This is a genomic window from Spiroplasma endosymbiont of Atherix ibis (assembly GCF_964020005.1).
In the GTDB taxonomy this organism is placed as follows: Bacteria; Bacillota_I; Bacilli_A; order Mycoplasmatales; family Mycoplasmataceae; genus Spiroplasma_A.
Genome location: NZ_OZ026474.1, coordinates 498,307 through 511,034 on the forward strand (window position 1 = coordinate 498,307; position 12,728 = coordinate 511,034).

Below are 12,728 nucleotides of genomic sequence, written 5' to 3' on the forward strand. Positions count from 1 at the left end.
GATTTAGATCTAAATTTAAATACACAAAAAAATGTAAGTAACATAATTGCAAATTTAAACAAAAACAATAAATTAAATGAAGGAGAATTTAGTAATGGAAAATAAACAATTTGACTATTTTAATAATGAACTAGAAGACTTTGATGATTATGAAGAAAGTTTTACTTCGAAGCAAAAATATCGAAAAAATGAAAATATTGAAGATTTATTATATTCACAAGAAGAAGTAAGAAAATTTTATATTTACCCTTTATATACTCTAAGAGGAAAAACAGTAACTGATGGTTTAAGAATAGCTAAAGATAAAATTACTATTATGGCAACAATGCCTAAAAATGTAATAAAAATTAATGGTTATTTATCTTCAAATGAAGATGACTATGATTTAACTGAAACTTATGATCCAGTTAATCCAACTGAACAATTAATGAGAGTAAGTGATACTATTTCATTTAGAACAAATGAAATTAGTGAAGTAGATACTAGTTTTTTGTATTTATTAACTAAAGAAAAAATAACAGAAGATAACTTTAAAAGTCTTAAACAATATATTGGAAAGGTTATAACTCCTGATATTGATGGTTCAGGAATACAAATGAGTTTTTCATCTTTAGAAGAATTTTCATCAAGTTTTAGAACAGCACCCATTAGAATAGTTATTTCAGAGCCTGTAACAAACAAAATTAGTGAAATACATGTTACTAGTCCCAAAGGTACTTTAATTGGTAATATAAAGGTTGTTGATGAAGATGGAAGATTTCCAAATTTAATAGCTAGTGAAGGAACTGAAATTTATCCCAAATTGTGTTTTCCTTTTCAAACTGAACCTGTATTATCGTTAGTTGATTATTGATCAAGTGATCAAATTATACCTTTAAAAGATATATTTGCCTTCCTGGACAATCAAAATCATGGAAAAGGAATTAAATACAATGAGTCGTTTAGTTTACAAGATTTCTTACATTTAGGTGATGAGAGTAAAAAAAGTTCAGCTTTTATTACTAATGTTGAATCTACAGATTATACATACCATGGTTATTTAGAAAAAGGACATTGAACTGGTTTAACATGAATAAGTGAAGGATATGATTATAGTAAGCTTATTAGTTTTAATAGAACAGAATTTCCTTTAAAAGTTACTGTTTCACCAATTGATGCACCAGATAAACCATCAGGAAGTCCTGGAACTAAATTACATTTAGAAGTTGTTTCATGTGATGCAAATACTTTTAGCAAAGATGTTAATAAATCAACAAGTGGTTTTGATACTTTAAAGACAATGTTAACTGAATCGTTTTGAAAAGATTATGAATTTGAAGGTGCAACAGAAATGAAAAATAAAGATGGGAAATGAATTGAACAAATAAAATACGAAGATATATATAAATTAAGTCAAAAATATGCAGGTCAAGACAGATATGCAGTAACTACAAATTTATGATTGAGTTGAAAGAGAATTAACCAAGATGAAGTTAATGCAAATTTAACTAAAGTTAAAAGAATTGAAAATTGTATGGCAATGTTATCAGGTTACATTAAAAGTAATTTTTCAATTAATAAAGGAGATAATGATGATTATAAAATATTATTGCCTTATTATTTTGAACTGCAAAATAAACTTGATAATCCAAAAAGATTTGTTGAGTATAAAGATATTTATGTTAAGTTAAAATCTAATTACTTTAATTTTAAAGAAAAAGATTTTGAACCAATAAATAAAAGTATTTCTAAGAATACAGTTCATAAATTAGAATACAACCATTATGCCTTTCCTGAAATGAGAAATAATATAGAAACTGCTTCAATACCAAGCAGTATGCCTCTTGATCAGCAAACTGCCAATGGCGAATATTCAAAATATCAAGTAAAAACTTTTTCAAATATTGAAAAAAACATTGAAATTTTAAAAAATGAATATGGTAATGGCATAATTGATTTTAATCCACTAGCCAACTCTAAAGTAGCAAATAATGGTAAATTTATATTTGAAAATAACTTAAATATAAATATTGGTGAAATTAAATTATCTAGTTTTTTTGGAGCTGGATTGTGAAGAATAACTTTAGTTGATCAAAATAAAAATAATATAAATTTAGATTTAGATTTATTTGATAAAACCAACTCTACTATTTCTTTTATAAATTTGATATTATAAAAGAAATAAGGAGACATTTTATGAAAAAAGCTTTAAGTTTATTAACAGCATTTTCTGGTTTAATACCCGGAGTTGTTGCTATTAAAAATACAATTGGATGTGAGGAGAAAAACAACATGGTAAAAATTTATAGATTACAAGAAGAGGTATATAATAATAGTTTAAGTTTTTGAAAACCTATAATATATGCTGATTGTTTAATTATTGTATTAGATAAAACTAAGGTTGAAAAATATACATTAGAAGATGCTAGTTACAATAAAGATAGAACTCAGATAAAATTTTATTTTAAAGATGGCACTATTAATAATACAGATAACACATATTGAATTGGACCACCAGAAGAATATGCTAAATATATAAAATCATTGATTGGTTTTGATCCAACACATTATGATGAATGAATGCCAGTATGGGGAGCTAGGTTTGAAAAAAGAAGACCAGATGGAGGATTTTGAGAAAAAGATTATAAAAGTAAAGAAAGTTTTGCTTTAAATCCTAAATTGGTTAATCAGGTTTTTTTAAAAAAACAAAAAGAAAATATTTTTATTAAAATAGAGTATATTGATGGAAAAATAGAAGAACATTTACAAACCAAAGGTGATTTAAAATATTTTCACGATCAATTTTTATGAAATTTGAAAATACATATAGAAATTATAGAAGAATAGCATAGCTATTCTTTTTATTTAATCTTTTTTATAATGTTCCGGGCTCAGGTTTTGCGCGAAAAAAAGATTTGGTTGACTCCTATTTAAAAGTATTATAGAATATATGTATCATAGGTACGGGTGTAGCCTTACAACAGTACCGGTGTACTGGAATTATAGAATCTATATAAACTTTGAATGCGGCCGCAACAAATTTTTTTCCGCATAAAACCTTCGCCCAAAATTTTTAGAAAAAAACAAGTAGAAATACTTGTTTATAGTTAACTTTTTAAAATAGCATTTTCATGCAGTAATTTCAAAATAACTCTTATAAGTCAATTAATTAATTCTTCATTAGATGAATTATTCATTTTATTACCTTCATTCTAAAATAAAAATAATTCAATTAATTAATTGACTTATTTTTATTTTTTGCTATGTATATATTTAGAATTGGAAAAGTAATAAATGAAATATAAAGATTTAATGCCTACAAAAAATAATTATAATTTTTCTATAGATGTTTTGTATAAAGTATTTTTAGATAAGCTTAAAAAACCATTTACAACAAAGTCATTATTTATGGTATTGTGTGGAGCAAAAGGTTTTGGAAAGTCTTATTTAATTTGTTTGTTAGCTTTATTTTATGTTTGTAATTTTGAAGACTATAATGTAATTCTTTCAAAATACACATATAAATCAGCAAGAACAAGTTATACAAAAACATTATCTAAAGTAATAAACGAACTTTGCAAATATGGTGTAACCATAAAAGAAGCTATTGAAAATAGAGAAATTAAAAAACATGATTCAGATAATAGATGTGATTTTATTTGACCTAATAAAAGGATAATAAATATAGTAGGTTTTGACAATACTTCAAACTGAGAAGGTGTTCCTGCTGAAGTTGGTGAATGAGGAATGTTTGCAATTGATGAGGTAATTCCTATTAAAGAAACAATTTTAGATGAGGAAGCTTATATTTATCAATTAATAAATATGCTAACTCAAATTGTACGTGATCAGAACTTAACAACAAGTTTAGAAATTTATGAAGAACTTAAATTTAAAGAATGATGAATTTATAAAAAGCATTTAGTAATTTTTGGTTTTAATAATCATGATGTTAATCATATTATTTATCAATTATTTGTAACTGCCATTGTACCTTTAAATGAAGAGAGAAAATTAACATTAGAAAAAAATGCAATGATATATGATGAAGATCCAGAATATATGAATGTTGGAGCAACAGTTGTAAGAGGTACAACAGCAATTAACGAACATAATTTAAATCCAAAATTACTAGAATTTGCAGAAGGAATTAAAGAAAAGTTTCCAGAACACTATGAATCATTATTTATGGGTGGTGAACACGAAGGAAGTTTAGAAACTTACTCTTATCGAAAAGATTTAGTTCAAAATGCTCATTTTTTTAATAAAGAAGAATTTTTTTGAAAAAAAGAAAATAGATTTTGATTTGATGAAATAACAATTGGATGTGATTATGCTGATGGTTCAACTTATGGTGATGATGCAATTACAATTTTTTTAGGATTTGAATTTAAAGATGATTTTATAGATACAGTTTATATTTTAGATGAGTATTCTATATCTACTAAAAAATTTAAAGATATGACTTTAAAAGTTAAATCTATTAGCGAAAACATTGTTCAAATTTCTAAAAAGTATATGTGTTCAATAAATAAATTACCTTTTGAAGAAAATACTAAATTTAAAATTGGTCAAGATTCAAGAACAGTAAAAGATTTTATTAAATTAATTCTAGAAACTGATTTTGGCTATATTAAAGAAAATTTAGAAGGATTTAGTATTTTTAAATCTACTGGTAAATATGGATGAAGCATTGCAGATAGACATTACATGTGAAAAAGATTACTTTCAGAAAATAAATTATTTTTTTCTGATGATTTAGTAGTTTATCAAAATATTAATGGGGAAAACATATTAATAAAGCCACATGGTTATTTATATGATCAATTATTTAGATGTAAAAATCATCTTGAAAAAAATTTAAGAGATGAAAGGCCTAAAAAAAATAAATTAGATGCAATTAATGCAGCTGAACATGCTTTAAGTTTTTTTAGGTATAGGTTGTTTAATTGTTAAAAATAGTATAATAAACATAAGATTCTTATTTAAATAAGAATTTTTTTGTGAGGTGATATTATGGCAAAATTAGGACAAAAATTTAATAAATATAGTAAAGAGTTTAGATTATCTATTGTAGAAGAATGTTTAAAAGAAAATGAAAAAGTCAGAACAATAGCTATTAAATTTGGAATTAATAGAAATACTATTGAATCTTGAATAAGAAGTTATAAATTTGGAAAATTAAATACTAAATCTGGAAGACAACCAGGTAATGAAGAAGATTTACTTGAATTTTGAAAAAATAAGTGTGAACTTATGGAAAAAGTCTCTTGCTTCTGTAATGAAAAAATAAGAAAAAAAATTGAAGTCATTAAAAAATGAAGAAAAAAATATAAGATTAATTTATTACTTGAAGCACTTAAAGTCAAAAGATAAAGTTGATAAAAGTACAGAAATTTTAAATTTACAGAAGCAAAACAGTTTAAAAAAGATATGAAATTTCTTGAAAAAGTTCAACAAGTATTTATATGATCAAGATGCCAATTTGGTTATCGAAGAATAGCTAAATATTTATGAATATTAATAAATACAAAAGCATCAGAAACTAAAGTTAAAAGAATTATGAAATTTGGAAAATTAAAATCGAAATATGCAATAAGAGCAGAACGTAGAATGAAAAGAAGAGCAAGCATTAAAAATAATCCAAGATTTAAGTCAATTGACCATGTTAATCGTCAATTTAATAAATGGACTGCAGAAAATCAATGTTGATATACAGATATCAGTGTACATGCTTATAAAGGTAAAAAATTTTACCAATCTACAATTATAGATGCTTATTCTTTAAATATTATTGATTATAAATTAAGTATGAAAGAAGATACAAATTTAGTAATTTCTAATTTAAAAGATGCATTGAAAAAAACAAAAAATCCAAATGAAGTGATAATTCATTCGGATAACGGACTTCAATACTTTTCAAAACTCTTCATAGAAAAATGTAAAAGTACCAATTTAATTATATCAAAAGGAAACGCATATACATGTGCAGATAATGTAATAATTGAAATTTTTCATTCACATTTGAAGAAAGGTACTATACATAATAATAATTATGAGTCTATTGAAGAATATTGAAAAGATGTTGAAGAATGAAATGAATTATATATACAATATAAGAATCTAGAAAATAGCTACAGAATTTATTAAAAAACTTATTAAATGGTAAAAAACATTGTAAATAAAAATAAAACCAGGTTTTGTAATTTTTTACGTTAGTTTGAAATTTATATGATATTATAAATCTAACGAATGGTTTTTTTTAATTAATGATTACTTTTTTAAACTCAGTGTAGTTTTTTATAGTTATTATCAAATTATAAAAGATTATTTAAAATTAGAAAAATTTTATGGAACTCATTGTAATTTAGAACTTGGAAAGAACGAAAAAGTAAATTATTTAGTAGAAGATGCAAAAAACATAATCAGAAATTCATTAAAAGTTTTAGGACAAGAATATATTACTAATTTAGAATATTATTGATCAGATAATAAAATTGATTACTTTGAAGATAAAAATAAATCTACAGGAGCTTTTACTGTAAATATTTATAGTTATGATTCGCTTATATCAATGAATTTTACAAGTGATATAGATTCTATTTCAACACTTGCACACGAAATAGGTCATGCTGTTCATAATTTATTTTCAAAACAAAATCAACCTAAACCATTAAATAGTTTTTCAAATATGATTGCAGAAGTAGCTTCAACATTTAATGAGCATTTATTATTTGATTATTTATTAAAAAATGAGAAAAATGAAAATAGAAAATTAAAATTAATTCAAAATAGAATTGAATTTATTTTTAATAATTTCTTTTCTGCTGTTGCTGATGCAGAGTTTGAGTTTCAATGTTATGAAGCAAGTGAAAATGGAGAAATATTAACACTTTAAAAAATTTATGAAATTTTAAAAGAAACTATTAGAAAAATTTTGGGCAAATCAATTTTAGATAAGTTTAATGATGAAAGTTATAAAACAAGTTGAATATCTGTTTCTCATTTTTTTGATCAACCATTTTATATTTATAAGTATGCAGTTTCTATTGCTGTTTCATTTAAACTTTACTCTGATTTTAAGAAAACAAATAATCCAAATCAAGTAATTAATTTTCTTAAATAAGGTGGAAATTTAGAAGTGACTGAATTATTTAAAAAATATGGTTTTAACACTAAAGATGAAAACTCTTATAAAGAAATAATTGAGGAAGTAAATAATTTAGTTATAGAATTTAAAAAAATATTATTAAAAAACAACTTTAATTAAAGTTGTTTTTTAATATACATTAGATAAGAATCTTGAATAATATTGAATGATAGTATTTGTAAATACTATTATTTCAATTGATAAAACACTAACATCTATAAAATTCTTTTCAGTTATTTTATTTTTTTTCTTTAACATTTTACAATATTTCATAATTTCTCGAGCAATAAAATCTATAATTGTAATTGTTTCTTTATTTAAAAAAATCTTTTCTCATAGCAAATCTATATATTCATCTTTTTTTACAATTTTTACAATTTCTTTTTTATATATTTCAAAATATTTAATAATACAATTATTAATTAATTCTAATCCATATTTTTGTTTTTTGCTAATATCTTTTTTTTCTATATCACTAAAATAATTACAAATTAATTCAATTGACTTTGCTCATCCCAATATAGAAACATAGTCTACAATTAATTTATGAAATTTTGATAATAATCTTAAATTAGTATTTATTAATTTAAATTTTTGATTATAAAAATTTAAATAATTTTCTATTTGTTGAAAAAAAACAATATATTTATTGTAATCATTTGTATATTCAATTTTAAAGCTTTCCATATTTTTATTAAATTTAATTAATCAAATTCTTAGTTTTTTAACATTTTTATTAACGTTTCTATCTCAATATGGATTAACATTTTTTAAATTATTAATATCATTTTCACTTATTTTAAAAGGTTTAAAATTATTAATCATTTTATCAAACTTTCTATAAATTGATATTTTTATTATATATTAATAATATATAAAGAAAAGGAATACTTTTATGTTGGGTAAATATGAGTTTAAAAAAGAAGAAATTGAAGAAGTATTTAATTTTTTTGAACCTGCTGTTCATACAATTCAAATTTTATTAGATGAACAATTAAAACTAATGAATCACTATAATTTATTAGATAAGGATTTTTTAAAAATCTTTAATTTCTTTAATAAAATGCAATATTTAGATAAATTTAATGAAGGCAAAGATTTAATTGCTTTTTATTATAATGATTATTGAAATATATTATTAAATTTGAATAAAAATCAAATAATTGATAGACATAAGTTTTGACCTAATATAATTTCAATTTTTCAAATATCAAAATTATTAGATAGATGAATTAAAATTAGTTATGATAATTTAAAAAAAGGTAAAAAAATATTGAAAATTAATGAATGTTTAAATGATATTAAAAATATTATTACAAATTATTATAAAGAGATAAAAAATATTGAAAAGGATTTATTTTTTAATGAAAAGATAAATAATATTTTACATTTATTTGAAAACTCAAGTAACTTTGAAAATACTGAAAAATGTTCAGAATTAATTTTAGAAAGTATAGAAGAAAAACAATTAAATAATAGTAAAATTCATAATATTTTTGAACCTAATTCACAAGAATATTGAAATATATTTAATATTCTTAAAAGAATATCTATTTTATCTAGCTTTGCAATTTTATTAAAAAATTAGAGAGTTTTATATTAATATAAAGTAAGTTCAAGTGAGTAGGCGCATTTATATTTATTTTTTTATTTATATAATTATTGTCCCATAAAATATATCCTTATTTTTTTATTCTATATTTAAAAAACTATTTTAATATTTATGAGACAGTTCTTTTTAAATTTGCCTATATCCTAATTGCTTTCTATTATCATTAAATACTTTTAAAATATTGTATTTTATATAATTAAATTTATTTTTTTATTTATAAAATAATAATTTTTATATTTATTTCAATTTATTTTTTTAAATTTAATAATTCAAGTAGTTCCTTAATTATTGTTTTATAGTCACTTGATTTAATGAAATCTATTTTTTTCTCTTTAAAAATGTAACTTCTAATGAGGCTAAAGATTTTTTTAAGGATTCATATTTCTCCTTTAAATGATTTATTTCAGATTTATCTTGTTTATATTTTGTATTAATGTATAGATTATTATCTTTTCTATATATTGATTGTTAAATTTCCATTATTTCGATTGAAACATTATATTTTTTATAAGCTTTTGTTAGACAATTTTCAATTGCATAAAGTATTATATTTACTTTAAACTCTTCATTATATTTTTAAAAATTTAGACTAAGTTTTGCCATATTTATTTTCCTCTTTTTAAATATTTTACATAAATCTTTAATGCCTATTTTTTTCAACTAAGTCTAAAATTTTAAAATTTATTTTTCGATGTTTATTGCTTTTTTTTTTTTTTTTATATAATCATTGATATCAATTTGAATTGTTTATTTACTTTTTAAAGATCTTAAAAAAGGAGGAAAATATGAAAAAGTTATTAAGTGTATTGGCAACAGTAGGGGTTGTTGCTTCATCAACTATTAGTGTGATTGCGTGTGGTGCAAAATCTGAGAAGAAACCAGAATAATCTAAAAAAGATATTGCTCAGGTTGTTCGAAATTTTGAAAAGGATGTGACAAAGATATGAACACAACATTATGAAAAAGAGGTTGCAAGTAATTTGATTACTGTAGAAGATTTAAAGAATGATTATAAATTTTTAAATAAAGAAAATATTCAGAAATTCTCAAAATTAGAGAATAAATTAACAGTTGAACACAAAAAAGAGTTGACTAGTGATGTTGAGAAATTATTTCAAATTAAATTGTTAAAACAGAAGTTAAATGAGTTAAAAAAGGTTAATTAATATAAAATTATTTTAGATGAGGTGTATTCGGTTTTTGAACATGTTGAGTTGCTTTTTAATGATAATTTTGAAATAAATTCAGGAGAAGTGGTTGAGGGAATTTATATAGGTAATGTGGTAGTTGATTATAATATTGTGACTAATTATAAAGGACTTAATGATGTTGAGAAATTTAAACAATCAGGAACATTGAAGTATACTTCAACAGAAAGTGAGTCGTTTAAAAAAGTAGGAGAGGCAATGTATAAAAATATTGCAAAGGATATGTTTATTTCACAAGAAACACAAAAGTATGTGAATTTTAAGTGAAGTGATATTAAAGGAGAAAAACAAGATTATGAAGCTTATGTAAATTCAAATGTTCAATTAAAAAAATATTATAATAATAGTGAAGATTTTCATCAGGCTTTATTGAAGTTACTTAAAGATAAGTATTTTAAAGTTGCTTTTCCAACATTAGATATTAGTTATAGTAAAAGAAGTATATATAGATCAAATGATTTTTTAGCAGAGAATAAAGAGTATTTGATTATGAACAATTTTGATAAAGAAAATGCTATAAAGTTAAAAGAAGGTCAATATACAGAAACTATATCAAAAATTCTTTTAGGTGATGAAGGGCTAATAAGAGAAACTTTGAAAGTAGTATTTAATTCAAGAGCTTTGCAGAAAAATAGAGTGAAATATAGTTCTGCTCAAGATGAGTTTTTAAATAAATTTTTAAGTTCTGTGGAAGTTGAAAATTATAAGGTAACTGATAGTTACTATGATTTAGCAGTGGCTATGGGTTATGCTGATTTTGTTGGTCCGGTTATTAGAATTGGAGAAGGACAAAATTCTTATATGCATAAGTTACCTGATTTTAAGTTGGCAATTTCTTATTCAATGAATGGAGAAAATGATGAGATTAGTGATAGTTTTATAGATTTATCATTGAAATTATTTGGTATTTATAAACAACTTTGAGCTCCTCAAGTAGCAGATAATAAAAAATTTTTATTTAATATGAATTATAAAAAAAGAGATAGTATTTGAAAATATATAGGAAATAATGCAATTGCAGAAGATAAAAGCGTTAAAGAAGTAAATAGTATCTTGCAGGATTATCAACAGTTTTATTTTATAGAGCTAGAGAAAAGTTTGAGTTTATTGGATATGACAAGAAATGTTTTTAAAAGTTCTAATATTTTATATTTAGTAAATACTGATAAAGCTGATGACTTTATATTTAATAACTTATTATTTAGATCATCTGAAACTAATGGATTCTTTAGATTATATGATAGTCCAAATTATTTTTTTGCAAATATTAATTATTTGACATTTAGTTTATTTGGAATAGTAGAAATGAATATTTATTTTAAAACTAATTATGATAGTAGTAAGATTATATTTTAAGGAAAGGTAAAGTGAGTAGGCATAAATATGCCTATTTTTTAATTTATATAGTTATTGTGCCATAAAAGACATCTTTATTTTTTCATTCTATATTTAAAAAACTATTTTGAGATTTTCTGGAGTTATATCATTTATCTCATTCAATAACATCAGTTATATAATGTTCAAGTAATTCATATTTATTATTATGAATTGTTCCTTTTTTAAATAATGAATGATAACTTTCAATAACAATATTATCTGCACATGTTTTTTTCGCTCCCATTGATATAATTAAATTGTTCGAATCACAAACAGTTTTTCACGTTTTGCTTGTGTATTGAACTCCATGATCTGAGTGAATAATTATTCCACTCGGATCTTTTATTTTTTTAATAACATTAATTGCTCTTTTTAAAGTAGCAATTACAAATTTTGCAGACATTCTATAAGAAATATCTGATGAAATAACTTCTTTTATGAATCTATCAATTATTGTTGATTTATAAGCTTTCTTTCCTTTTCAAATTAAATAAGTAATATCTGTATATAAAATTTTGTATTTTTCTTTGACAGCACTATATTTTCTTTGAACAAGATCTTGATATTCTACATTTGAATTTTGTAGTTTTCTTTTATTTGCTTTTTTTAATTGATTTTTAGCAAATCTAGCTATAATTTTATTTTCTCGCATTACTTTTCGAATTATATATGTTGAATATTTATGAGATAGTTCTTTTGAAACTTGTCTATATCCAAATTACTTTCTATTATCATTAAATACTTTTAAAATATCGTATTTTATATAATCAAATCTATTTTTTCCTCTTTAGACATGTAATTTCTCATGAGGTTAAAGACTTTTTTAAGGATTCATATTTCTCCTTCAAATTTTCTAATTCTGATTTATCTTCTTTAGATTTTGTATTAATGCATAAATTATTATCTGTTCTATAGATTGATTGTCAGGTTCCAATTGTTCCCATTGGCACTTTATATTTTTTATAAGCTTTTGTTACACCGTTTTCATTTGCATAAAGTATTACATTTACTTTAAATTCTTCACTATATTTACTAAATTTTTGACCAAGTTTTGCCATATTTTTTTCTTCCTTTTAAATATTTTACATAAATTTTAATGCCTACTTTTTTCAACTCAGTCTAGAATTAGAATAAATAAAAAATGATAAAAAAAAACATCCCCTCTATAGGGGGAACCTTCTTACTTATTTTTTTTATAAAATTCTTTAAAAAAAGAAAAAGAATTAAGAAATTACTAAGTGCTTTATTTTAAATAAGAAAATATATCTGGTTGCTAGAATGGGGTTACTTAGTAAAAAAAACTAGAAAAATATAAATTAAAATTATAAAATACTAAAATATTTATAATTTTAAAAAGAATTTATAAGTATAATTATAAATAAAAATAGCATTATAAACACTA

At 22.2% G+C, this 12,728-nt stretch carries 15 protein-coding genes; 12 read left to right on the forward strand and 3 right to left on the reverse strand.

Annotated elements, in window-relative coordinates; translation table 4 throughout:
* Positions 1-94: 94 nt before the first annotated feature.
* From AACK92_RS02740 to AACK92_RS02775, 8 genes are all read left to right on the forward strand, one after another.
* Positions 95-2,155, forward strand: coding sequence for a hypothetical protein (locus AACK92_RS02740; protein WP_339021688.1), 2,061 nt, complete (start codon positions 95-97; stop codon positions 2,153-2,155).
* Between the two features lie 20 nt (positions 2,156-2,175).
* Entirely contained in the window at positions 2,176-2,826 is a 651-nt protein-coding gene (locus AACK92_RS02745) for a hypothetical protein (protein ID WP_339021689.1), read from the forward strand.
* Positions 2,827-3,273: 447 nt separating this feature from the next.
* A complete protein-coding gene (locus AACK92_RS02750; protein WP_339021690.1) occupies positions 3,274-4,935 on the forward strand; it encodes a hypothetical protein in 1,662 nt (553 codons plus the stop codon).
* 60 nt (positions 4,936-4,995) lie between these two features.
* Positions 4,996-5,355 carry a transposase gene (locus tag AACK92_RS02755; RefSeq protein WP_339021691.1) on the forward strand — a complete coding sequence of 120 codons (360 nt, stop codon included), beginning with the start codon at positions 4,996-4,998 and terminating at the stop codon, positions 5,353-5,355.
* Between the two features lie 57 nt (positions 5,356-5,412).
* A complete protein-coding gene (locus AACK92_RS02760) occupies positions 5,413-6,129 on the forward strand; it encodes a DDE-type integrase/transposase/recombinase (RefSeq protein ID WP_339021692.1) in 717 nt (238 codons plus the stop codon).
* A 70-nt stretch (positions 6,130-6,199) separates the two neighbouring features.
* A complete protein-coding gene (locus AACK92_RS02765) occupies positions 6,200-6,877 on the forward strand; it encodes a M3 family metallopeptidase (RefSeq protein ID WP_339021693.1) in 678 nt (225 codons plus the stop codon).
* Between the two features lie 39 nt (positions 6,878-6,916).
* Positions 6,917-7,105 carry a hypothetical protein gene (locus tag AACK92_RS02770; protein ID WP_339021694.1) on the forward strand — a complete coding sequence of 63 codons (189 nt, stop codon included), beginning with the start codon at positions 6,917-6,919 and terminating at the stop codon, positions 7,103-7,105.
* Between the two features lie 15 nt (positions 7,106-7,120).
* Positions 7,121-7,249, forward strand: coding sequence for a hypothetical protein (locus tag AACK92_RS02775; RefSeq protein ID WP_339021696.1), 129 nt, complete (start codon positions 7,121-7,123; stop codon positions 7,247-7,249).
* 9 nt (positions 7,250-7,258) lie between these two features.
* On the opposite strand, the gene AACK92_RS02780 is transcribed toward AACK92_RS02775, so the two are convergent.
* On the reverse strand, positions 7,259-7,954 hold the full coding sequence (locus AACK92_RS02780; RefSeq protein WP_339021698.1) for a hypothetical protein: 696 nt from the start codon (positions 7,952-7,954) through the stop codon (positions 7,259-7,261).
* Between the two features lie 70 nt (positions 7,955-8,024).
* Here AACK92_RS02780 and AACK92_RS02785 point away from each other — a divergent pair, with 70 nt between their 5' ends.
* From AACK92_RS02785 to AACK92_RS02800, 4 genes are all read left to right on the forward strand, one after another.
* Complete coding sequence (locus AACK92_RS02785; protein ID WP_339021699.1) at positions 8,025-8,717, forward strand: hypothetical protein; 693 nt, start codon at positions 8,025-8,027, stop codon at positions 8,715-8,717.
* Positions 8,718-9,526: 809 nt separating this feature from the next.
* Complete coding sequence (locus AACK92_RS02790) at positions 9,527-9,628, forward strand: lipoprotein (RefSeq protein ID WP_339021700.1); 102 nt, start codon at positions 9,527-9,529, stop codon at positions 9,626-9,628.
* Between the two features lie 45 nt (positions 9,629-9,673).
* Positions 9,674-9,907: a hypothetical protein gene (locus AACK92_RS02795; protein WP_339021702.1), complete on the forward strand. Its 234-nt coding sequence runs from the start codon at positions 9,674-9,676 to the stop codon at positions 9,905-9,907.
* A 21-nt stretch (positions 9,908-9,928) separates the two neighbouring features.
* Positions 9,929-11,305: a hypothetical protein gene (locus AACK92_RS02800; protein ID WP_339021704.1), complete on the forward strand. Its 1,377-nt coding sequence runs from the start codon at positions 9,929-9,931 to the stop codon at positions 11,303-11,305.
* Between the two features lie 43 nt (positions 11,306-11,348).
* Here the strand turns inward: AACK92_RS02800 and AACK92_RS02805 are convergent, their stop codons facing one another.
* Positions 11,349-11,978 (reverse strand): DDE-type integrase/transposase/recombinase, encoded by a 630-nt coding sequence (locus tag AACK92_RS02805; RefSeq protein ID WP_339021705.1) that lies wholly within the window; start codon positions 11,976-11,978, stop codon positions 11,349-11,351.
* A gap of 121 nt (positions 11,979-12,099) precedes the next feature.
* Positions 12,100-12,384, reverse strand: coding sequence for a hypothetical protein (locus AACK92_RS02810; protein ID WP_339021707.1), 285 nt, complete (start codon positions 12,382-12,384; stop codon positions 12,100-12,102).
* Positions 12,385-12,728: the final 344 nt, after the last annotated feature.